This window comes from Sulfidibacter corallicola (assembly GCF_017498545.1).
In the GTDB taxonomy this organism is placed as follows: Bacteria; Acidobacteriota; Holophagae; order Acanthopleuribacterales; family Acanthopleuribacteraceae; genus Sulfidibacter; species Sulfidibacter corallicola.
Genome location: NZ_CP071793.1, coordinates 7,705,406 through 7,729,921, shown reverse-complemented (window position 1 = coordinate 7,729,921; position 24,516 = coordinate 7,705,406). Strand labels below are relative to the sequence as shown.

The 24,516-nt window shown below is 55.2% G+C and carries 10 protein-coding genes; 5 read left to right on the top strand and 5 right to left on the bottom strand.

Annotated elements, in window-relative coordinates:
- Window positions 1-232 precede the first annotated feature (232 nt).
- Complete coding sequence (locus tag J3U87_RS23745; RefSeq protein WP_237378268.1) at window positions 233-1,099, bottom strand: PP2C family protein-serine/threonine phosphatase; 867 nt, start codon at window positions 1,097-1,099, stop codon at window positions 233-235.
- 1,457 nt (window positions 1,100-2,556) lie between these two features.
- Between J3U87_RS23745 and J3U87_RS23740 the strand changes: the two genes are divergently transcribed.
- The gene (locus J3U87_RS23740) at window positions 2,557-3,585 is read left to right on the top strand and encodes a tetratricopeptide repeat protein (protein ID WP_237378267.1); all 1,029 of its coding nucleotides are present in this window, start codon (window positions 2,557-2,559) and stop codon (window positions 3,583-3,585) included.
- 255 nt (window positions 3,586-3,840) lie between these two features.
- Here J3U87_RS23740 and J3U87_RS23735 read toward each other — a convergent pair whose 3' ends face one another.
- The gene (locus J3U87_RS23735) at window positions 3,841-5,016 is read right to left on the bottom strand and encodes a hypothetical protein (RefSeq protein WP_237378266.1); all 1,176 of its coding nucleotides are present in this window, start codon (window positions 5,014-5,016) and stop codon (window positions 3,841-3,843) included.
- A 944-nt stretch (window positions 5,017-5,960) separates the two neighbouring features.
- Here J3U87_RS23735 and J3U87_RS23730 point away from each other — a divergent pair.
- The 4 genes from J3U87_RS23730 to J3U87_RS23715 all read left to right on the top strand — a co-directional run bounded on the left by J3U87_RS23730 (window position 5,961) and on the right by J3U87_RS23715 (window position 21,428).
- Window positions 5,961-19,511, top strand: a complete 13,551-nt coding sequence (locus J3U87_RS23730; RefSeq protein WP_237378265.1) for a phospholipase effector Tle1 domain-containing protein — start codon at window positions 5,961-5,963, stop codon at window positions 19,509-19,511.
- On the top strand, window positions 19,511-20,194 hold the full coding sequence (locus J3U87_RS23725) for a hypothetical protein (protein WP_237378264.1): 684 nt from the start codon (window positions 19,511-19,513) through the stop codon (window positions 20,192-20,194). Before J3U87_RS23730 ends, J3U87_RS23725 begins: the two co-directional genes overlap by 1 nt.
- A gap of 293 nt (window positions 20,195-20,487) precedes the next feature.
- Entirely contained in the window at window positions 20,488-20,964 is a 477-nt protein-coding gene (locus J3U87_RS23720; RefSeq protein WP_237378263.1) for a hypothetical protein, read from the top strand.
- Window positions 20,965-21,149: 185 nt separating this feature from the next.
- Complete coding sequence (locus J3U87_RS23715; protein WP_237378262.1) at window positions 21,150-21,428, top strand: DUF2235 domain-containing protein; 279 nt, start codon at window positions 21,150-21,152, stop codon at window positions 21,426-21,428.
- Window positions 21,429-21,626: 198 nt separating this feature from the next.
- On the opposite strand, the gene J3U87_RS23710 is transcribed toward J3U87_RS23715, so the two are convergent.
- The 3 genes from J3U87_RS23710 to J3U87_RS23700 all read right to left on the bottom strand — a co-directional run bounded on the left by J3U87_RS23710 (window position 21,627) and on the right by J3U87_RS23700 (window position 24,460).
- Window positions 21,627-22,073, bottom strand: coding sequence for a hypothetical protein (locus J3U87_RS23710; protein WP_237378261.1), 447 nt, complete (start codon window positions 22,071-22,073; stop codon window positions 21,627-21,629).
- Between the two features lie 111 nt (window positions 22,074-22,184).
- Complete coding sequence (locus J3U87_RS23705) at window positions 22,185-24,086, bottom strand: hypothetical protein (RefSeq protein WP_237378260.1); 1,902 nt, start codon at window positions 24,084-24,086, stop codon at window positions 22,185-22,187.
- A complete protein-coding gene (locus J3U87_RS23700; protein ID WP_237378259.1) occupies window positions 24,083-24,460 on the bottom strand; it encodes a hypothetical protein in 378 nt (125 codons plus the stop codon). Before J3U87_RS23700 ends, J3U87_RS23705 begins: the two co-directional genes overlap by 4 nt.
- Window positions 24,461-24,516: the final 56 nt, after the last annotated feature.

The window sequence follows — 24,516 nt, the reverse complement described above, 5'->3', positions numbered from 1 at the left end:
TGGTGAGCGAAGGAAGTTGAGGGCAGAAGAACGGGTATCAATCAGGAAGGTCTATATTCGGTAGGCGTTGATTGAAGCGGGCTCCTATCACCTGTTACAAAGGATTTACGGGGATTAACCTTGCCCCATGTTGACCAGGAGTGCTAGGCATCCTAACAGGCCGCAAGGACAGCCCCTGTCTTGCGGCAGAAATATGGTCGACTGGCTTTGAGCTCAGGTTTTTTCGGCTTCATCACAACACCTCCACCAGCAAGGCGGTGATGTTATCGGGTCCGCCTCGGGAATTGGCATCATCAATCATTTGAGCCACGATTTTGTCGAGCGGAAAATCTTGCTGGCCCACAGTCTGAGGCAGACGCTCGGCCGGGATCGGCCGATAGACGCCGTCCGTGCAAAACAGGATGCGATCACCGCGTTCGACCGACTCTTGGTGGCTTTGGATCTCTAAGTTCGTGCCTCCCACGCAGGAGACGAGCTGACTGTGGGTCGGGTGGCGAGGATCCACCTCTACGGTCACGATTCGAGCATCCATGAGCTGCTGGGCACGAGTCTGGTCTCGGGTAAGTTGGCGCCACTGCCCTCGTCGAAGCAGGTACACCCGAGAGTCTCCGGCGTGGCTCAGAAAAAGAGAAGTGCCGCTGATGATTCCGATCGTTAGCGTCGTTCCCATACCGCGCCAAGCACGGGTTTCTCGGGAAGCTCGGAGAATCGCTTCATGGGCTAGAAGCGTGACATACCTCAGAAGGGTAGATTCCGGGCCTTGGTTTGGATCAGACGAAGCCTTGGGCCAGGTTTCGGGCCAAATCCATCCTTCCTCCCGAAAGGCTTGGCCTAGAAGCCTGGCAACATGCTGGATGGCTTGGGCACTGGCCACCTCGCCAGCGTTTTCACCACCCATGCCGTCGGCAACAGCGAAGGCTCGAAGGATGGGGTCGTGCCAAAAGGCGTCTTGGTTGGATTTCCGGCGCTTGCCGATGTGGGAGTCCCCCGCAATGTCCACGTTCAGTGGTGCGGAAGCGAAAGGCAGTCCGCCGATCCGTCGGATTGCGGATCGGAGTGCATCGGGTACGCCAGCGAACCATTTTTTGAATAGAGTCATAAATCCATTCCAATCGAAAATGATGAAAAAGGGTCACGGAGGGGACGGCTCGGGCCCCTTGACTCCAGGCATGAGGGTCGTGACCCAGCCCGGTTCGAAGAACCAAGTGAGTCATCCCCTACCGTGACAAAACCTCCCCTGAGGTGAGAATCAGCTATCGTGGATTCCGAACGCAGCTCGCCGCCATTGAGCAGGCAAACGATGGAATTCACCCCAAAACCGCTCAGGAATGGCACCTGCTCGGGACCTCGACGGTAAAAGCTCCAAGTCTCTACTCAATGGCGTGAGAGGGTATTCGCGGTAGCGATGTCCCGGGTCCATTGCTCAACCGAGGCCTGACAAAAGGAACCTCACTGTTCATGGGACGGGGGTCATTTCTCTACCGAGAATCTGAGAGGACAGGGCATCACCGCGGCAATACGGTGAGAGGTGGGATGGACACAGTCAAACGGCTGCCGCAAAGGCCAAGAGTCACGCAATCGGTTTTATTCCTGATTCGTTGTGGTGGACGAAGCAAACTGATTGCTAACAACGGGTCCGAGAAACCGCATCCATCCCGTTTGCCGAAGCCAAACCGAGATACCGTAGGGTGTGCCGGGCATTTTCTCGGCTGGTCAAGGTCGTCGACAACTGTGGAGGGAAAAGGTCGAGAGGGCTGAATGACACCACCAGAATAGGCTGGTGGAAAGGAAACGAGCCATGATCGCTGGCTGGAAAAGGCATTGAAGGTTCAGACTGCCCTCCCGGCACATGGTGGACCCATGGGAGCTGTTGCCAACCACGATGTATCAGCAACCACGACTCGCTTCAATCTGAGGAGAAGAGACCACAAAAAGGTGGCAATACCATTTCGGAAAATTGATGCATGGGGAAGATCAGTTTTGACTCCTTGATCTTACCCATAGTGAATTGGGTTTACGAGGGTTAGGGCCGAACCCTTAGGCCGCATCGGTAAAGGACGCGTTGGCATGGAGGAGTTTTTGCGGCCAGGGTGCCGGCAAGTTTTCGAAACCGAATTGATTATGGGTAAATGATATTGGACACTCATTTTTCTGGTTGAACCTGGGTGCCTCATGCCCCAAATGGGGTGTCCTTTGGGAACGGTCCATTCGGGACACGAGGCGGTTGAAGAAGCCCCGTCTTAGGTTCGGTAACCGATTGAGCCGTTTTCGGAACTTACCGCGCCGCCGACAAGGTGAGTGTGAGTAAACCTCGGGTGGGCCTCCTTGCCAAGGTTTTGATAGAGGGCAATCTTCGGTTAGATATGGATGTCAAGTGGAAGAATGGAGGTCACCGAGCAAAAATGGAGGTCAATACTAACTGTGTGACGAACTTGGCATAAAACTCTCTTTAGAAAGCGCATCACCTGCGATGAAAACTGGCGAATCCTTGAAAAAGCACTCTTGATAGGGTATGAATATCCAATTCTTTTTTGTATCAAGCAGGAGCTTGGGGAAATGAAGAGCCACATCGTATTGGGAGTATTGCTGGTAATTCTTTCTGCAATGACAACCTTGCTGTACATTGACAACAGGAATTTACGAGAGGAAATCCAACAACCTATTTCGGCAGGGGTTTTCGAATCCGAACTTCCGTCACCTCCCCGCATGGAGCCTCCTACCAATTCCGAGCAGATATTCCTTAAGATCATTCAAGATGCGAACACCATTGGATTTGAAGCTGCCGAGGAAAAATTTCGTAAGCTCCTTCGCGAGACAGGGAGTCATTTTTACCTACTTGGCATCGCTTGGGCGGAACACAGCCAGGGAAAATCCGACTCACCAATCCAAAAATGTGAATACATTTTGGATTCGTATCCGGAAAATCAATTTTTGCGCGCAACTACACTCAACCTCTTGGGAAGAGTACACCTGAAGCAAGGTGACCTTGAGAAATCCAAGGAAATGCTTCACTCCGCAGCCGATGTTTACGTCATTCTGGGATATAGGCCAATGGCCCATCGGTGTTACCTGCTTCTCTGTTCAGCGTACTTGCATGACCGGCAACCGAGAGATGCGGAGCGCTTTTTGGACCTCGCGATAGACGCTCTAGCGGGCGACGCAATTCCGAATGAGGGTGATTTCTTTCACTTCAAAGCTCGTGTTAGTTATGCTCAAGGCAATATCAAGGCAGCCATCGCATTTTGCCAAAAGGAAATTCAACACTTCAGAGAAGCCGGGGAAGCCAAGGCGGAAAACCTAGCAGTATCTCTTTTAACCCTAGCCTATTACAAAATCCACCTTGGTCAAATTGGTGAAGCGGAACGGTTGAATCTAGAAGCGCAAAAGATTGCGTCAACTTTGGGGCTAGACGGAAAGCATATCATTCAGGAAATAAACTGGATTTACATCAAAAAATGCAAGGGGACAGATTTCAGCACTCATGAAGATCGCGTGAGGGAGCATATTGAAAAAACCGGCTTGATCTACGTATTATCTAATCTTGAAGAAGCCCTGAATTGGGATTGCGTAGAACCAAAATATTGACCGCTGCCGGAGGAACTCTTTGCAAATACAAGGTTTAGGAAACAGTTTTGGAATAAATGCTCTTTCCAAAACTCAACCAGATAACATCGCCGAGTTTTCAGCAAATCAGACTCGTTTTTCTGATCTAGATTCTGCGACCATTAGTCCTGAAGCAATCAAATTGGCTCAAGAAAACGGTACCCTCGAGTCGAACAACCCGAAAAATCCACTAGACCCCCCCGTAGATCCACCTATCGAATTCCCATAAAACGACCACTAAAGCGTAGGGTTTGAAAGCTCTTTGTTGACGCACAAATCAACCCAGGAATATTCGTCTGCATTGGGTGTTTCTGGGTTTTCTTGGTGATCTGCTCCCCGGCGAGGAATCGAAGAAGGCGGAATTTTCACTTGATCGATCTCGAAAAAGGGGCTGTTCGACACCATATCACCACCTGCATTGCTTGAGTGGGTATGTTTTTCTGTTTCGGTCAGTTGAGGAAACAGGTTGATTATGAGAAGCAAGGCGATGAAGGATGCCGATCTGACCCGCTTTCTATTGCTTTGAGGCCCCTTGGTAGGCTTAAAGATAGCTAGACACCATAGAGTGACCTTTTTCCATTTTCGTAGATCTCGGCGACCTATGATCGTCTCTTGTCGACTTTCAGAAGGAATCCCAGAATGCTTTTTATTTAGCACTTTAAAAGTCTGTGAACATGGAAGGCCCTGGTCAAACTGGTGATCAGGTTTGCCTCCCTCGACTTGTGCGGTGGATGGAGAATCAGAAACCAAAGGGACATCCAGCGGCGCTTGCTGAATGATGCTGTTTCGTAAGGCTTGCTGAAGCTCCGTTGGTGGAGGAACGAAAGAACACAGATCCGCTGTTCCTAAAGCCCATTCTTTGGCAATTTTGATGGGCATTTGGCCCACCATGGATTTCCAGCCCTGACCTGAGACCGATGTTTCAACATAGCCATGGAACTTCAAAAAATTGCCGAGCTGTTTGGTTAAAGCCATTAACTCTTTTGGTTTAAAAGGGTTGCAAGGTAATAGGTTCAAGAGCTCATCAGCAGCGTAATCTCTATTCGAATCGCAGTAATCGATTGCAAGACAACAAAAAAGAGCACACTTCAGAGCGTCGTGGCCCGACTGAACCCACCAAACAGCCCCTGAGTAGCCCAAGAACTCGCGACCTCGATACAAAATTTTCTGTGTATCAATGAAATCGCCAATCTTTCCGTAGGATGACCGCTGCTCTCTTCGATAATCTTCTGGTGATCTGCCTTTTCTGATTTCAAACCCCGGAAAATTGTTTTTTTGCGAAAAGTTACACAGCAATCGCCTGATCCGATCTCGATTTCCTGCCGCAAGATCGGCTATTGATGCCGGGGTATAAAAAGACCTAGGATCGAGAGTCAAGAAAAGAAGGGTTGATGGGAGCTGCTGTTTAGCCATGGAGTCTTATTTTTCGAGGTTGTATTTTTTACTGAACGAAGCGCAAGTTTTCATTCTTCCATAAGCAAGCATGGTTTCTCAAGAAGGCATTTCGACAAGCGGGGTTTATTCAGGTCCAAATGCATCATGTGAAATGGTAACCGGGGTTTGGTTCACTCGGTGGGTTGACAGGGCCTCATGCTGATAGTCCAAAGGAAGGATGTGCGTTGCACGACAACGTGCGGTTTGGTGATGCCGGTCGCCTTGCTTTTCACCTCAATTCGCTCTGTCGATTCAGCGGCGCACTGACCGAGGATGAACACGAGCCCACTCGGAGAGCTGTTTCGCTTGCCGACCATCACGCCAGCAACGTGGTCTTAACCGAATCCCCTCCTTCGACCCTGCCACCAAAACTCCCAGAAAACCTCCGGTTGATTCCTGACCAAATCGGCCAAATCAGATGCTCCCCCAGTAGCTTCGCGGTTGGCCAAGTCCCGTGAACGCCGACCCGTGTATCAAACGCGGCTTCTGGCTCAAGAAGGGTAAGAGGGGCAACTCGATAGGGAGAGATCATCCCCATTCCCCAAAGCCACCGACTTTTCCTTTTGGGGAAAAGGCCGAACACGACGAAATGGGTTGACACCTAAATCCTGTGGGCCAAACCTCCGAATAGTTCAAACTGTAGGGGCCAAGAAGCTCTGAATCATCTAAACTGAAGAGATGCCACCCAAAAAAACTAAACGCCAAATGAGCCGGTAACCTAGCGGGACAACATAAATAGGCCTGGGTACTAACTCAACGGAGTGCAGCCTCAACCAGCAACCTTGGATACCTTTTCATGAAAAAAATCAATCAGCTTCACCGGATACCTTTAAAAACCGTCTGATTGCTCTGCGTGAAAAACCACCTTATGATCGCCTGAAACCCCTGCAGCTTTTGTATGATTTTCTTGTGAGGTATGTCCCATGTGCATCAAGCGATTGATCCTGTTTCCGGTCCTCCTGTTCGGACTCTGTTTTTCGGCGTTTGCTCAGGAAACGCTTGCCATCGCGCTCGACGAGATCGCCCGCTTCCGGGCCGAGGCCGAGGCCACGATTTCCGGCACGGTCACCCCCGTCGACGCCACGCTTTCGCTTAACGGCACCGCCCTCACCCTCGATCACGACGGCCGCTTCAGCCTGCCGGTCACCCTCTTCGAAGGGCGCAACACCTTCGACCTCACCGCGACCGCGCCCGACCAGGAACCCGTCCGGCAGCAGCTCGTCCTGTTCCGCGACACCCAACCTCCCAACATCTCGATTTCCGCCCCGCTCCCCGAAACCTACACCAACGCCCCCACGATCACCGTCTCCGGCCGCGCCATCGATCTCCTGGCCGAATCCCTGGCCCTCACCCGCGATGGCACCCCCGTTCCCCATCAGCACGGGGTCTTCATCGACCGCGACCTGCCACTCACGCCAGGAACCCAATCCTTCACCTATGTCGCCATCGACGAGGCCGGCAACGCGATCAGCCACACCCTGGCTGTTCACCACAAGACCATCCCGCCGGACGCCTCCCTAAGCCTTCCGGACGCGGTGGCCGCCCGCGGTTCCTTCTCCGTCGCCTTGGCCTTCGACCCCGCCGACCAGGTCGTCGGGTGGGACCTTTATCTCGACGAGGCACTGGTCCACCAAGGCCAGGACGACACCGCCTTCTCCGCCGACTTCGAAGATGATGGCAGCCGAGAAAGCCATTTGATCCGCTTGACGGTCCGCGACCGGTTCGGCAACCGCGCCCAATTCGAAGGCACCCTTGCGGTGGCCCATCCGCAGTACGTCTTCGGCACGGTCCTAGACGACGCCACCAGTTACCCCGTCCCCGACCTGCCCGTCCAGTTGATGACGGGCTCCGGCGGTTCGTCCGTCACCGTCACCACCGACGCCCTTGGTCGCTTTCAAGCGTTTCTCTCCGGCTCGCCGATCCTAGCCCGCGTCAATGCCCCCGAGTGGTTGCCGCTCGCCCGGGTCCGCTTTTCCGAGCCAGGCCAAGGCACCCGTTTCTTTGACTTGCGCGTGACCCGCCGGAACGAACCGGTCTCCACCCAGCAGCCCTTCGAAGACGCCGGGCTCCTTCTGACGCTGTCCGGCTTCAGCGGCACGGCGCGCATCACCCCCTTCGAGGCCCAGGCGCTGCCGGCCCTGTTGCCGCTGGGCTACGCGCCGTTGGGCGGCTTCGAACTGACCGACGTCACCGGCCGAGGCACGCTTCAAGCCCGCTTCTCCCATTTGCCCAGCGCGCTGCCGCCCAACAGTGACGTTTGGTTGCTCAAACTCGACCCAACCCAGTTCAACCTTCCCCAGGCCAAAGCCTTCGCACCACACCCCAAACAAGGCTCCGCGGCCCTTGCCCCCAAACAGCAAAGAATCGCTGCCCGAATCCATCCCGCCTACAACCTGGAGCAACGTTTCAAAGCAGCGCCGCCGCCCAGCCCCGCTTGGACCACCACCGCTCGGCTGGCCACGCAAGGGTCCCGGCTCGACGCCGTCTGGACCCAAGCCGGCCCCGGACTCTACCTGGCCGTCTACCGCGATCCTCGTCTGGGCGAGCCCGTACCGGCGATCGGTGACCCCTTGATCTGGGACACCACCGAATACATCACCTTCCGCGAGGGGTTGGACCTTTCCCTTTCCCCCAAAAGGGTCTCGATCCTCGACGAACCCCAAACCCGCGTCACCTTCCACTCCTCCGGCGTCCCGACGGGCTCGGCCCTGGGCGTGATTCGCTGCCGGGAAGTGCACCGTTTCATCGGCGGCGAGTCCATTCTGCCAGACTACGACCTCGACCTGTTGGCCTACCACTACGGCCATTTCGACGACGGCCAACCCGTGGTCACCGGCTCCCTGCGCCTACGGGCCCACAGCTCCATCGAGCGGGGCCACACCACCTCCGCCTCCATTTTCATGAATCCGCTCCCCGTTACCTCGGAGCGGCCCAGCTTCAGCTACGCCTCGGTTCACGATTTGGGGCGGTTGGTTCTTGATTTCGGGCCGACCCCCGAGGCACCCCGAGCCATCCAAGTCCAACTCGATGAACGCCTGATCCCGCCCCTGGTCGGCGGATCAGCCCATGCCCTGGGGTTCACGCTTCACACCAGTCAGGCGCTTGCATCGGCGCCCCGGCTCCGATTTTCCGGGCCTGATGCCGTGTCCCTGATCCTCCTGCGGCGGCGAGACGCCCAGACGTGGGTCTACGCGGGTCGGCTCCGGCAGGAGGACAGGCTTTGGGTCAACGACCCCGCCCAGACCGACCTCCACGATAGTGGCAGTTTCGCGCTGGTTGCCCTCGATTTCCCGATCACCGAGCTGCGCGGCCACGTTTCCGATGGGGGAGCGACGGTGGGCGACGTGGTCGTGCGCACGGATCGCCACCCTTGGGTCGGTCTCTCCGTCACGGCCGCGGGCACCGCCAACGACCCGAAGCGTCAACCCACCCAGAAACCGCGGGCCAAGGCCCCCAACCCCTTCAGGACCTATGGCTTCTCCAAGTACGCACCCGAGCATCCCGGCTTCGGCGGGGCAGGGAAACCGACGCCCAAAGTCGCCTTTTTTGCAGCAGCACCCGACGCGGCCCCCGGCAGTTTTCGCTTCTTCCTGCCGCAGTGGCCCCATGCCCAGACCGTCACCGCGACCGATCCCGCCACGGGCCGCCTCGCCGAAGCCGCGTTCGACGATACCAGCGCCGAGGACCTCCGCACGGATGTGCAACTCACCCTCGGTCCCCCCGATTTCCGGCTCGTATCTCATAGCCCGGCCCACAACCAAGCCCATGTGGCCCGCGATGCCACCATCTCCCTGACCTTCTCCCACCCCCTGCGCTACGGGGACGCCCAGTGGCCTGGCGTCATCGTGCTCCGCGCACCCAACGACGAGCCCGTCCCGCTCCATGTCCGCGAAAGCGAGGACTTTCTGTCGGTGACCCTGAGACCCCGGTCCCCGCTCGCCGACGACACCGAGTACCGACTCGAGATCAGCACGCAGCTTCGCAACCGACAAGATGTCCACCTCCGTCAAGCCACCAGCTTCTCGTTCCGAACCGCGAACCGGGCGGTTGCGGGCTCGCTTTCCCTGCAGCGCTTCACCCTCGTGGCCGACGGCGACCAGCTCTCGCTTCAGGCGCCGGCCGACGCCTACCCGGCCGGCACGGAACTGCGGCTGGTCAACCTCGAATCGGCGTGGTCCCTTACCGAAATCTTGACCGCCGGCGGCTATCAACGCGGCCTTCAGGGGGACCTGGGCGATCGCTTCCAGTTGGTCGCCACCACGCCTGACGGCAAGGTCGCCCGTCTTGAATTGGACACCGTCCAGACCGGGCCCAACCAGTACCTCCTCGGTGCGCAACCGTTTCAGTTCGACTTGAACGCCCAGATCCGGGTGCACATCGACGCCGTCGTGCACGGCATCGGGCGCGAGGTGGCGTTTCGCGCCGCGGACCCGGCAACTCTTCTGAACCGCCTCACCAGCCTCCCGATCCCCAATGCGGTAGCCAATGGCACCGTGGCTCAGGCGCTGGAAGTGGAAACGGTGGATGGCGGCCCCTTGCCCCGCCTGAACGGCAGGCTCTCCTTCACCCTGGGCCCCGAAGCCTTGGCCGATCCCAACCTGGCCCTGCTCGCCGTGGGCCCCGAACTCGCCGTGCCCCTCGATCCCCACCAACCGGCGCTTCGGGAAACGCGGCCGACCATGGCCGTAATGGATTGGGGTGCGATCGTCGGCGGCACTTTCGAGCGCGGCCAAACCGTCTCCGCAGCCAAGCGGAAACTCGAAGCCAAGCGGTTCAGCGGCTTGATCCTGACCTTTGGTTTGGGATTGTCGGGGGCCACCCGCATGGCCTTCGCCCTCTATGCCGGCGGCCCGCTCCAGCCGGTCACCACCCGGTCCCTGCGCCAGGATGTGCGGGAAGCCACCCAAGAAAACTACGGCAACCTGTTTTGGGTCGAAGATACACCGGACTGGTACCAACGCGAACGCTTCATGGACGGCGACACCGCCTTCTACCCCATTCAAGGCGCCTACGTGTATCGCCTTCGTACGCAGGGCGACGCGCGTTACTTCGATTACCTGGGTGTCACCGGCACCGATGGCAGTGCCGTCCTGGCTACGGAGGTCGGCGTTCGGCTGCCCGCCCTCTACGCCCTCGACCCAGCGACCGGTCAGTTCTCACCCATGCGCCTTTCCGGCGCCGGGATCTTCTCGGTCCACGAGGGGCTTTTACCTTGGCCGGAGGAAGGCGACACCCGCAGCCAGGCCCGCGTGCGCATCGACTGGCAGGTCGTGGAGGAAGATGACGAGGGGAACCTCGTGGTGGCTGACCGCGAGACCCAGATCTTTCAGCGCACGGGTGCCTTGCACCTCGGAGGTGCCGAAAACCCCACGCCCACCCGTCACCTGCGCGCCATCGTCAAGGCCGACCGCCCGCTGGATCGCGTCGAATTGCGACTGGAGAACCGGACCTCCACCACCGAATTCAAGCCGACCGAGTTCCCCATCCAGATCCCGGTCACCATCGGCCCCGCCGACCTGGCCGGCAACCTCCATCTCAAGGCGGCCTTGCGCGTGTTCGACCAAGCCTCCGCTGAGGGTCAGGACTTCGTCCACCACCTGTTTCTCAAACGCGGGGAGGCCGGCGCCTCGATCGCCAACGTCGCGCCGATGGTCCTTTCCAGCCAACCCTACGACGGGGAAACCGACATCCTGGTCGCCGAACCGATGTACCTCGAGTTCAGCGAACCCGTCTCGGGGATCAGCGCCGAAACCGTGGTCGTCACACCGCAGGGGGGCGACCCGGTCACGCTGGTGTTCACCGACGGCCGTGGGATCCCGATCGAGGCGGACGATTTCCTCACCGAGCTGGTCATGTACCCGGCCGGAAGCCTGAAATTCGCGACCGGGTACCAACTGGACGTGAGCGGGTTGGTCGACCGCGACGGCGACCGGTTGACCCAGTATGACCTTCGCGGCGAGGCGCAGCCCTTTTTCCGCGCTCGGTTCCGCACCTTGGATGCCCGCAGCGACCAGGTGACCAGCCGGACCACCGCCGACCACGCCTACACGGCCTACCGCAACATCGTGGTCCATGCTTACCCGGCCCCGGGCGCGGAGGCCAGCCAGTACCGCGTGGACTTAATCAACACCCACGGCATCGGTGCGACGGGGGCGGATGACGAAACCAGCGGGCAAACCGCGCTGATCAGCTCGGCCACGTTTCGCGCGCCGGGATTCCACTTCGCCGACGTGGCCCTGTTCGCACCCCAGTCGTTGGAAGCCCAAACGGGGCAAGAGGTGTTGGGCGTCGAACGCGGCAACCGCGAGCGGCTCAAACGCCTCCCGAGCGGGACCCTGATCCTGGTCAAGTTCAACTCGCCGTTTCAGGTGACCTCGCTGCTCCACCTGCTGAAGGTTCAGGGCGGGAAACTGGTCAAGCTCGGTCAGGTGCGAGCGCGCCAGTGGATCAAGGAAGGCGCCGTGGATGCCATCGGGCCGTACTTGATCACCGGGTGGTTGGATATCCAGGCTGCCGGTCCCTTGGGATTCACCGAAGTGCGCGATCTCCGGCCCTTCCTGGCCCAGGTCGCTGCCGAGGCGGCCCTCTCGCCACAAGGGGTGGCGCCGGACCGGTTCCAGTATCTCTGGGACCAAAACCAACCGGTGGCGCGCTACCTGAACCCGTCGGGCATCGGTGAGGTCGCCGGGTTCCGCCACCGCGCCCGCGAGGGCTTCGAACTGGCCTTCGCCACCGTGGCCTACGCCTATCCCGGTGCCCACCGGATCGACACCCAGGCCAACGATTTGGTGGTCCCAGTCGCCCAGCACTGGGACCCGCGTGCGCTGCTGCGCACGGTCTTCCCGCCGGTTCAAGATGTGGTCACGCCGAACGGAGCACCGGGCCGCCGGGCATTGGGCCGAATGCGGGTCGGCGTGGCCGAGAACGTTGCCTTCATCGAACGCACCGAGTCGGGGCTGGCCGCGCGGAACCGCGACATTGCGGTCTACGGCGAGCACAGCGCCACGCGGGGCGGGTTCGTCTATCTCTACGACCTGCCCGAAACGCCGCTGCTCGACGAAGTCACCAAGCCCCGTTTTACCCTGGTCTTTCCCCAGGGGATGATCGATCTGGCAGTGGACCGCGACCACGGTCTGCTTGCCGTGACCACCAAGAACGGCAGCGGTCAGGTGATCGCGGTCTGCGATCTGCGAGTCGTGTTCCAGCACATCCTCGAAACCGGCGCGGAACAGCACGTGGTTACCGATCCTGCCGAGGACGCGCTGTTTTTGGCCACCATTGTTGGCCAGGGAGGCGGGGCGCCGATCGCCAACAACCTGTTCCTGCATGATGGCGCCCTGTTTTACAGCAGCAGCGATCAAAGCCTGCAGCGCCTGCCCCTTCGGGTGGTCGACTATCGCAGTTTCGGCTGGCTGGCCTACGACCTGGCCCAATGGCAGAGCGGCGAAGTGCTCAGAGACGACAGCGGCAACCGGCGCAACCAGCCGCGCTTCTTCCTGACCCACCAACCCTATGCGGTCCTGTACGCCACCGACCTCGACCTCAGTGAGGGCGGCGGCACGCCGCAACTGACCTTCACGACCGAGGTGGGCAGCTACGAAGTGGAGCTCTTCCCCAAGGAAACCCTGGAATTGACCTTCGAGGTGGAAGGCGGCGCGGGATGGTCGAAGACTTTCACCAGCGCCCAAATTGAAACCAACCGCATGGTCGGCTTCCACACGGGAGCCTTGGCCGAGTACCTGCAGACCCAGGCGCGGGCCCTACGTGAGCGCGGCTTCCTTGCGGGGAAGGTCCACTGGAAAGTCAACCGCAATGGTCAGATTCGCGCCCAGAAATCGACGGCCTTCCTGATCGCTTGGCGGCCGCCGGCCACGCGATACCGCGACCCCTACCGGACCGAAGCGGGGCTCGACCTGGTGGCCGGCGCGCCGGACCTGTTCAAGCAGGATCTGGCGCTCAGCGCCCGGGACCCGCGGGTGGACCTGTCGCTGACCCGGGTCCACGCCCGCGACTACGCGTTCAGCCCGGGGGCGTACGGGGTCGGCATGCTCGACGGCACCCGACTCTACCAGGCCATGCCGGCTTGGTGGCGGCCCGGCACGTTGCCGCAAAACCAGGCCGCGCTGGCTCAGGCCGACGTCCACGCCCGCCTGATTCTGGAGCAGCCAGGTCGGTTCCAGTTGGAAGCCGACGTCACGGATGAAGGAAAGACCGCGCGGCTGCGGCACGACCCCCTCAGCAGTCTGCGCCGGCCAAAGGCAGAAGATCCCTGGGTCCTGATCCACGACGGCAATCTCGCGTTCACCTTGTTTAGCCGGTTCGATTGGCCGGAGTACAAGCATGTGTTGGCCGACCTCAACACGGGATTCCGGGAAGACGACGAACAGGGCAACGGATTGCGTCTGCCGCTGATGCGACCCGGCTTCCTGGGCGAGGCGCCGGCCCCGCTGTTCACCGAGACCTTGCTCGAGTCCCGGCAGGACCGGCCCTGGCGCAACCGGATGTGGGCCACCGCGAAGGAACGGTATCCCGAAACGCTCCACGACTTGCCCAACGACGGCGGTGGCGAACGCCGCGTGACGCGAACCTACCTCTCCGACGGGGCCGGGACACGGATCGCCACCCAGCGGGTGCCCAGCCTGTCGGCGACGGCGGTCTACGGTTATGACGGCTCGGGCTACCTGACCCAGGTTTCGTTGAAAGAGGACGGCAACCCCGAGCCCCGAAATGTGCAGCTCACCTGGAGCCCGCCCTTGGCGCAGGTGGGCCGGTTCGCCTTGAAACGGCTGGAACGCATCGAGGCGTCGGGCGTGGCGGACCCGGTGGTGTTCGAAGCGGTCTATGGTCAAGCGGACAGCCTGACGGTGAGCGAGGTCGGCGATGGGGCGGCCCGCCGTCAGATCACGCGGGCGCTGGACGCCGCAGGCCGCGTGACGTCGGCCACCTTGGCGCAAATCGATGCGGTTCCGGCCTACACCGTGACCTTCGGCGAGACCGAAGGTGTTTGGCTTAGCAGCGGTTACAGTTTTCAAGGTGAGGAGAGCCGGAGTTTCTCGCTCACCTGGGCGCGCCGGGCCCTCACCCCGCTGGAAGGATTGGCGGGGGCCGTTGCGGGTTTCGATTGGTTCCTCACGGGCAACAGCATGCGGGACCAGACCTTTGACTACGATGCCCAGGGCCGCAAGACCCACCACGAAATCGACGGCGGAACCTGGCAGTGGACGTGGCACACGGCCCCTGAATTTGCGCGGGACATCGCAAGCCAAACCAACCCGCTGGGCGAGGCCTTGGTACGCGAGGTCGTCCCCAAAACGGTGACACTCAGGGATGCGGACGGGACCGCCTCGGTGGTGACCCAGATCAGCGAAAGTGGCGTCCCGCTCCAGACGACGGGCCTGCTCGGTTTGGTTTCCGGATCGACGGGGTCCCATCACTACCGACCGATCAACGGCGATGTACACTTCAAGTCGCCAAGCACATTGACGCTTCGGTTGCCAGGAACCGATCAGGACCTGACGACCACCAAGGTCAATGCGTTCGGCGAAACGCAATCGACCAACCGCCTCGGCAAACACACGACCATCTTCCGGGACGCCTTGGGGCGACCCACCCAAATCGAGCGCGCGGACCTCGGTCACAAGGTCACCTACGATTACGGCGTGGTGGGAAACCATCGCCAAATGGTGATCACGGAAGCGGGGACCGACATCAAAACCACGACCCTGCTGGACACCATGGGCCGAATCGTTTCGCAGACCCGAACCGCACCGGGGGTGGATGAGGAACAGCGTTCCTTCAACTACGATGCGCTGAGCCGGTTGCGTTCGATTCACGACGAATTCGGCGAGCTGGTGAGCTACACGTACTACGGCGACACGGATCACATCCTCACGGTCGACGACCGGATCCGTCGGACAGAGTACGAGGTCGCGCCCGTGGACGGCAAAGGCATCGCGGTCGCGGGTGCCACGGTCACCCTGCAAGGCCAACCTGGCCCTCCGATCCACCTGAAGACCGACGTCCTGGGCCGAGTGGAGGAGACCACCATGCCCCACGTGGGCAAGGTGAAACTGAGTTACGACCCCTTCGGCAGGGTCACCCAGATCGCTGAAGCGGAGGGCGGTGGCACGGATGGTGGCGACGGAGGCGATGGCACTGGTACGAGTGGCGCGAAACGGAAGGCGGAGGATGACAATCAGAAGCCGGCCATCGTGTTTTCTTATGAAGCCGCAAATAAGAAGGTAACGGCGGCTGACGGTTTTCGCGGGACTAAAAGCACCTTGGCCTATTCAGACACTGCCGGGCTCTCTTACTCCTTCACTGAAAACGAAGGGGGCTTAGCCGAGCCCATAGCATTTTCTCGCCGAGTCTCGCTGCTTGAAAACCGACTAATGATCGAGCAAAAGGATCAAAACCGAACTTTAATCGATCGGTATTCGGTCGACGGCTATGGCAACCTTGCCGCCGCGGATGTAGGCATAGCGGGCATAAAGGTTGACAGTTATCACTTCACTGGTGCGCCCGAGATTGTGAAACTGTTTGATTATAGCGAAGGGAGCTCTGTCGAGGTGGGCACTCAAAGTTTTCAGTTCGACAGTTTGGGTCGGATCGAAGGTGGAACCTCGCTGGACAACCTAAGCTGGAACGCGAGCTACGATAACAAGAGTCGGATGGCGTCAATGACGGATACACGCGGCCTGGTGTTGTCCTATGGTTATGATGACCAAACCAACTTGGTGGCAGACATCCAGTCGATTGGGGCGCCCTACCGTGGTGAAGACGGGACTCCTACTTTGTTCCAAAGAGACGGCAACTCCTCTGTGCTGAACACACAATTCGGGTCCTGGATGGGAGATCGAACCCAAACCAATATCTCTTGGGATGCGACCACCGGAACGACGGCGACTACCCGCAAGGGCTTCCGTACCACAGTCACTGAGGATCCGCTCAAAAGTGAAGTGACTGAAGTGCAGGACTACCTATACAACCGCTACGCAATTAATTGGGAATCATACGGTAGTCAAGTCAACATCCAAAAACCGAATTGCGAAGATCACACGGTGCTCTTCGACGCTTATGGAAAACCGACACAGATTCAGCGCAACGAGAAACCCGTGCAACGGATCACACGCGACGGTACTGGTAGAGTCGCTCGATTCGAAACGTCTGACCGCTCGTTGACCATGAATTACAACAAAACTAACGACCTATTGGAAAGCATCGCCGGGGGAGCCGAGCCGGTTTCCTTCAGCGATTGGAACCTGGGGAGACCGAGGCGGATCGACGTGGGCCAGGGGCGTTTGATTATCGACGCCACTTACCACAAAGGAGGAGAACCCGCCAATGTTAACTACCGACCCAAAAGCGGTTTACCCACCGAACTGAAGTTCAATCCCCAGGGTGATTTGGTGTGTTTGAAGCAGGGAAATCAACCAGCAAGCCACTACACCTATAACGAATGGGGGGCGGTGGAAACGCTACAGGTAGGGGCTGGTCCAACACTGCAGGTTTTCCAGAAAGGAGGAGAGCTGTTGAACCTGCCTGGCGCGGTGCAAGTCCAAGTGGACGAACAGGGCCGTCTCAGCGAGGTTCATCACCCAGGCTTACAGGTCAAAACCTACACTTATGATGCCAACAGTCGGGTGAAAAATGTTCTGGTTGGGGGGCAGAGGCTTCGGCACTATGATTACCAGGGAGTAAAAATCGATAGCATTACGGATGAATACCTGAGTGAGACGTGGTCCTTTGTTTACCCGAGTGGTGTCGACTGTCGCCTCAAGTCGGTAAACCGTGGAAATGCAACATGGCAAGAATGGACCTATGTGGCTGAAAGTGGTAATGATGGCGAATCCAATGCTAACGGACAGGGTGGTTCGGGAAGCGGCGACAACGGGAGCGGATCAAATGGAGAAGCAGGAGATGGGGGGGGAAATCCGCTGGTAGATCCCTTCCGCATCCACAGCAAGACGGACCCCAACGGCATTACAACCACTTATGGATATGACCCTTATGGTTATGTGAACAAACTCGAACTTTCCACGCCGGGAGGAGATCATCCCTTGAGCTTTAGCTTTTTGTGGAACGAGCAGGGGAACCAAACGCGGGTCACCGTCGGTGATATGAGTGTGGCATTTGAAGGCTGGTCGCAGGGAATTTTCGGCCGGATGATTTGGGGTGACGGCACAGAGTTCACGATCAGCCGTACAACTGAGGGCAACCTGGAGAGTATTCAATCGGAAGGAGGCGCTTACCTCCTGGACTTGGATTGGGAGACCCGGGGTTTGAATGAGACGTGCCCTGCGCCTGGTACTGGGGGCCCGCCTGACCGGGTGATTACCCAGATAAGGCGACGCGGCCCGGGCTTGGAAGAAGTGTGGACACCGAGCTACAGCCCCGATTTGACCCTTACAGGAGTAAATATCGAGCGCGTCAGCGACCTTGGCACTGACGTGATCGAAGAACGGTATGACCAAGCGGGTAGCGGAGGAGTTCAGAACCAACTCCTGGCTGGGCTGACTCGAATCCTCAACGGCGCAACCCTGGTGGATGAAGCGTTCTGCTTAGACAGCAGCGCCGACAATCGGCGGGTAAGCGAAATTCGCCGTAACGGTATTTGCGGTACGACAAATGAAGAGGGCGGTGGAACCCCATCTCCGACTCTAGAGGTAGACAAGTACACTTATAATCCAAATTTGGGTCACCTGACTCAAGCAAAGACAAGCTCAGATGATACCAGGATTTATCGCTGGGACGGCTTCCGCCGACTCATCGAGATCGAGAACATCGGGGGTCCACTTTACCGGTTCGAATACGATTTACAGCACCGCAGGGTGCGTGCAGCATTGCCCGGTCAAGAAGTGCCGGTCGTGTACGCATGGCACGGTAGCCGGGTGATTGCGATCGGCTTGCAACGGGGTTCTCGAGAAAATCCACGCATTGAATGGACTCATTCGATCGGACATGGCCCCTTCGGCCCTGTGATCTTGAAGAATCTAAAGAAGGGACCCAGTTACTACATCTTTACTGATCATCTCGGTACTCCTTATGCTTACAAGGATCCGGAAAGTGGCGACGTTTTCTTCACACCGTACAGCCCCTGGGGGCACCTGTTGGCAACTAAGTCGGACAATGGGGGACAGCCCCCATCCAAATCGAATCTGGGAGTGTGGGGAGGTCAAATTCCCAATCGAGGGTTTTCAATTCCTCCTGATGGGGTTTTTCAGACCAGCCCCCTCGGCTTCAGTGGGCATATCATCGACCACACCAGTGGCTTGATTTCCATGCATCACCGCTTTTACTCGCCGCGGTTGGGTCATTTTCTGAACCCGGACTATCGCTTGCCGGATTTGTATGACCCAAGTTCAACAAAAGAGCCTTATGCTTATGCGTTTGGCAATCCGCTTTCCTTTATTGACCCTAATGGGCTTTCTGGATGGTTTTTCGATGGCACATGGAACAACAAAAAAGATATTTCAATCGACGAACAGGAGACCAACGTGGTAAAGCTTTGGCATCTCTATAAAAAGTCACGAATTCATGCCGAATACATCCGAGGACCTGGAACGGGAGCCATTGCTACAGATGCCGATTGGGTCGAACAAACATTAAATGGAAAAGCAATAGGAGGAGCCACTGGCTACGGATTAAAAGAGAGACTAGAAGAGATGTATCAAAGGTTTGAAAAGTATTATGTGCAACAAATTGCTAATGCAATAGCCGGTGAGGAGGCCGACTTAGAGTTAGAGATATACGGCTTTAGCAGGGGTAGCGTACTTGCCAGAACATTCGCCAATATGATCCATCAAAGAGGGGTAGAGTTTGAAATTGATGGAAGGAGTTATCATTTTACTCCAAGCATAAGACTTTTAGGGGTATATGATACTGTTCAATCGATAGGTATACCAATGACTTGGCTTTGGAAAGATGTATACCAGTTCACTCCAAAACATATTGATTTATCAATACCTCCTAATGTGCGCTATGCAAGACACGCTGTAGCAAAACATGAGTATCGAAAAAACTTTCCTCTTCAAAGTGTCTTAGAGTATGAAGGCCAAGTGGATATATACGAAGTAGCTGGACAGCCTAGGATTTTGGAGCAGTGGTTTTCTGGTGCTCACTCAGATGTAGGCGGTGGCTATAAACCAGGTTTACTTGCAAACGTAACATTGAGCTGGATGAGAGGACAAGCTCAAATAGCAGGCGTAAAGCTAGTTGAGCTAGACAAAGATGATAGCATCTTAGTAGCAAAATTGGATGAAGCGAATCATATTAATGATTCAATAGGGTACAATTGGAAATATATCGAAGATCGATTGGAATTATTTTTTGAATCTTTTTCACCCTACCAAAAGTCAAAAAGAAAAATTCATTACCCGAACTTTGAGCGCTGGAAAAACCAAGAAGTCCCGTTTGATCCAAATGTTGGCGACAGTAATTTGAACAGGTTGATGAAAATGATTAGGGAGCAATAATGTCTCAAGCACCTTTGATCAGAATATTTTGGGGGATGTTGGGCGCTTTTACGTTCAGCATGATCGCTCTCTTGCTGATTGCTTTAATAATATCTCTTACAGATCATGCTCTGGAGATTACAACCGCAATATCCAGGGACGGAAAGTTAGCTTTTTCTGAGTTTATGGTTGTTACTTGCTTCCTATTACTGATCGGCTCTTTAGTGGCGGGGTTCATTGTTTATGGTTTTCTTAACATTGAAAGTAAAAGTAAAACATGGTTTTCAGTGTTTGTTGTTTTAATTTTTTCAATTTTTTTGTATTTCGGGCTGAAAAAAAACAGAAATTTGGATCGAGTAAGGTATGAAATCCGCTTTGCTTCCAACTGTCCACTAGAAGAGGTTTACTCTATTGATGAGTACAATGGATTCTCGGGAACAACCTATTCACAAGATGAATTAGCTCGTTCTCTATCTCAAGAGTTTACATTTTCTTCAGAGATGGATGTTTTAGACACCGGAGAAGTGACGATATTTTACAAATCCGGAGAAATGGCATTTACTTTTGACGTCAAAGAACTTCAAAAATCAGGTTGGTCTGATTGGAGAAAGCCAGACTCTATCCCTCACAGTACAACTGAGTTCAAAGAATCGTGTCTTGGCAGAAAAACTCAGATACGTTTTCTAATTATAAAAGAACATTGACGGGTCCCGACGTGTCAGGATAGTTGTCGACAATCCTCTAAAAAATTTGATACTAAACATCTACGTATGTGTCACAGTGGGTGAGTAGCAACGGATTATGAGAACTAATTATCGATTAAACAACTGTACTGTTCTCCCATCCCTTCGAAGATTCGCGGCTCTTGCAGGGTGATCGATTTGGGTATATTCCAGGAGAGTGGGGAGAACGGATTGTGAAATTGATATCAGTGTTATGTGCCATCCCATCTGTGGGAAACTAGCTGATCTGTTTCATTAATCACAAGGAGTGCACTGTGAAAGTTATATTCTCAATGCTTTTAAAAATCAAAGCGATTCTTTTGCTCGCCTCGCTGTCTTGTACTCAAGGAGATTATCGTCTATACTATCCAGCGCTTAAATTTTCAACCAGAACAAACACACTTCTGTCAAACGTTAAAATATCAATAAATAACTCAGAGTTCAAATTGGGTTATGTAGGCCCTGGAAAGTCATCAACCATCATAGATTCAATCGAGCTAAGCGATATAGTAAATGTTGAATTCGATGAGGGCTGCATAAAGTATTACTTGAATTCAAGAGTATTTTCCCATCCTCGAGAGCCGATAAATAAATCTGCATTAATGATTATTATCACAAGTGATTATAAGGCATCAAATGCTCTCAGTCTTATGGATAGCGACGTTGAGTTCGAATGCCTGTCTTGGCGAGATGGAGAGCTATATTATTTAAACGAAAACGACTTAAGGCCCGTGAAAAATTACACCTCTTAGTTTCTGCCTTTTCTTTTTATTTAGGGTAAGCACAGAGGGACTCACCGGAAACTACAGTGGCGCCTTACTGTTCTAATTTTTAAAATGAATCTCGTTCTTTGCCGAAGAACACAGAAGCTTGACAAAATGAGATATTAGGCCGCCATTTAGGGTGACTTATTCTCCTTATCTATGAATATAGTGGCTTGCCAGGCAAGACTTATCCGAAGGTAACCACGAGACATGGGGTTGCCGAACACGAACGTCGGTTAGGCTTTCCTTTGGCTAACATTTTTGAAAAGCACGATTTCAATTTAAATGATGCACTTGAAAAGAGTTTTATTGGATTTCATTCTAATATTGAAATAGAATATAGTGACAATTCTGAGCTATCTCATTTTGCTCTTGAGTGGGTTCATTCAGAAGGTAAGGAAATTGGCCTACATCTTCAGGAATTAACAGAGTATCTTCAACTCCCAGAATGAACAGAGGAAATGCAGCTTAAACGCATGCATGACTCACGATGGTCTGTTGATCGAGCATATTCAGGTGTTCGAAAATACATTGGAGATGAGCTTGTCCCAAAAACTTTACTTTATCCAATGAATCTTGAAATGAGGCGCTATTCCAAATTTAAAAACTTCCACAAATGGTTACTGTTTGACTGAAGGGTTATTGGTTATTCAAGGGGCTCCCCTTGAAACAGAAATTTCGAGCTCAATTAAACGATCTTTTTCATCGAAGTACCACCACATCCCTACAACCTTTGCAGGGAAGGAACCAAAATATCCTAATTCAGCATAGATGTAACCGCCAGCTTGTATTTCTTTTGGCCACCACTCCTTCTCGTAACAGAAGCTGTGATATCGCTTTTCATTTTTGTATTCAACTAGAGAGCGCGGCTTACTTTTGTTCTCGCGGTAAATCTTCCTAAACAACCTGTTATTTAAAAAATCCTTTACCAGCTCAACATCAGAACCCAAGGAGATGTGTTGCAAAGCATGCTTTCTTATTTCTGTTTTGCTATTCTTTGGAGATATAACAATCCTGTCTTCTGGAAGCCTTTCACTAGAACAGCTTAAAAGTACAAAAGGTAACAAAAAAATATAGTTCCTCGTTTTTGTGTTCATGACTCCCTCATGGTCACAAATGGCACTTTTTGATCCTGACTTTACCACATTCTCTAGAAATCCCCCTATACGTATCACAGTGGGCGAGAAGCAGCGGATTCTGAGAACTGACTATCGAACCAACAAATGTACGGTTCTTCCATCCCTCCTAAGATTCGCGGCTCTTGCCGGATGGTCGACTACGAATACGAGCTGCATATTTCGAGATTTAGCCCACCCTGCCTTCGCAGCAATGGCGTCTCGCTGGTATCCGCGGGAGTTCGACAGAGGGCTATGGCCGGCGTCGGCCTCTATGCCCAGGGACTTTTCTTCCGCGAAAGCTGTGCGATAGGTGATCACTCCATCGGGCAAACCAACGTTGTAGTGGTCAGGTGAGTTCGGGGAAAGAGTACCTTGATTGATTCGGGTTTGTTCGCTTCTCAAGTCCCGCTCGGATCGGAAACCCACCGCCTCGGCTCCTTCCGCTTCTAGTTTCAACATGATTTGTCGTATTCCTTCAGCCAGGATGAGGTCGTGACCCAGTTCCCTCCGTTTGTATGCAGGGGCGTTTCCTTGCGCCTTCGATTTGGGAACCCACAAATTCACGGGCACGCCTGAATGGGTGTATTCTCGAATGCGCTTTAGACTCGCGCTTCCCTTCAATTGTTCCAATGCCTCCTTGGAATGTGGATCCATCGGAGCCAGCTCCGGGACAAACCCCACTGCGGTTAAGACGGTATGTAACTGTTTCTCTCGCTTATCGATAATGGTCCGATCTTTATCGGTCGGCCTGTTTAGAAGAAGGCGGCCTTTGGCCGTTAATTTCAGGCTACGCAATTGGGGGGTCACAATCAAATCTCTGGTTTTGAGATTGATTAGGGCAGTTTCGATTTCCGTTTTGGTGGCAGGGGACTTTACCTTGCTCGCTGGTTGCCCAATGTGGTTTTCGGGACTGAGGAGGGGGGTATGATCCTCGCCAACAGCTCGCCACAACAGTTGCCAGTCGAGCGGGCTCAATCGTGCCTCTGGGATGGTCGAAGCAGGATGCCGCTTAGGAACATTTTTCCTTCGTGGGTTCTCCAGGTAGACCGCTTCTCCAGCAGACGTCAGCTTTAAGTTGGTCAAGGTGACCGGGCTGCGGCCCTTTTTGACGACGAGACCCCTTTCGATTAGCTGACGACAGGCCTCGGCGATATGGGCATCCAAGTAGGGCTGTTCTTGGATGTACCGGATTTCCCCTTTGGTATCGAGATAAAAGGCGACGTGTTTCGGAAAAGTCAAAACATCGTGGCTACCATCTGGAAGGACTCGCGTCAATCTCCGGGCTCCCTCCCCAGTCCGTTCTTGTCTGAGCTTAAAGGTCTTCATGGAACTATATTCGGCCAAATCAATTCCTCGATGCTCACCGTCAACCTTCCATGCTGCATAAGTGTAGGTGGGCACCCACGTCTCATCCTGCTTGGTTCGATCCCCATTTGAGGAGACTCGTACCTCGCCATGCTTGCCAATGATCACGCTAGAGATCCCTTGAGAGTTGAACACCCTCTCGGAACCGTCCCCAAGCGTGAAGTTCGCAAGGAAATCGCGACCCATCGGTGTGATCCTTACTCGATTTGGTAACCGCTTCTCAAATTCGACAAAAGCCTCGCCATTTTTTCCCAGGAACAAATACATGGCGGCTATGCGGTTGGAAATGAATCGAATGCGGGGATTTTCTTTTTTGAAACGACGTTTTTCCGAGGCATGCGGCCGGATTACAGTGTGGCAGTTACTCATGATCGCTGCCAAAACTGTGCGCTCCAGCTCAGATAGGCGTTTTGGTCTTTTGCCTTCCTTTCGGGTCAATATTGTTGACCCGAGGTGGCCAGAAGTGCTCGAACTTTGCGAGTCCTGAGCTCTGACTTTACCCTTTATGGGTGCTGGTAAGGAATAGACCCCACAGCGACGAGGTCGGCGCGAGTTCTCCTCGGGATTGTCTTTCCAGTCCGTGGTCCGCTCGTCCATTCCTGATTTCAAGACATCACGCAGTGTCATTTTGCCTCCCTATTTGGGTGGAGCAAGTGGCTTCCACCATGAGCCTGGATACCTACGCCAAGGAAAATAAAAAGTTTGAAAACAAGTGTTTGAAGCGATTTTGCCGCTGCCAGCCCCAGCAAGAAGGCCAGGACCAATTGAGCGCCTGATAGCCACAGTCGTGACCCCATGTGGCGGTGTACTACTTGGAAATAGCTGGGAAGTCCCTCATAAAGGGCCATGAGCCAACCGTGAAGAACCGCGTATTCCTGCAAAAACGCGAGAATTGGTTGAAGTATGAAGAACCCATTGGGCACGAGGATCAAGAGGCTGCACAGGGCGCGCACTGCCATCCACCGATCGATGGCGGCGGCGGGCTTGGCATGTTTTTTCACGATGACGCCTCCACTGTCAAAAAGGGGCCGCGCTTTCGCGCGACCCGATCACGGTC

Coding starts and splice junctions, on each gene's coding strand:
- J3U87_RS23745 (WP_237378268.1), bottom strand. CDS start 1,099: ATGACTCTATTCAAAAAATGGTTCGCTGGCGTACCCGATGCACTCCGA.
- J3U87_RS23740 (WP_237378267.1), top strand. CDS start 2,557: ATGAAGAGCCACATCGTATTGGGAGTATTGCTGGTAATTCTTTCTGCA.
- J3U87_RS23735 (WP_237378266.1), bottom strand. CDS start 5,016: ATGGCTAAACAGCAGCTCCCATCAACCCTTCTTTTCTTGACTCTCGAT.
- J3U87_RS23730 (WP_237378265.1), top strand. CDS start 5,961: ATGTGCATCAAGCGATTGATCCTGTTTCCGGTCCTCCTGTTCGGACTC.
- J3U87_RS23725 (WP_237378264.1), top strand. CDS start 19,511: ATGTCTCAAGCACCTTTGATCAGAATATTTTGGGGGATGTTGGGCGCT.
- J3U87_RS23710 (WP_237378261.1), bottom strand. CDS start 22,073: ATGAACACAAAAACGAGGAACTATATTTTTTTGTTACCTTTTGTACTT.
- J3U87_RS23705 (WP_237378260.1), bottom strand. CDS start 24,086: ATGACACTGCGTGATGTCTTGAAATCAGGAATGGACGAGCGGACCACG.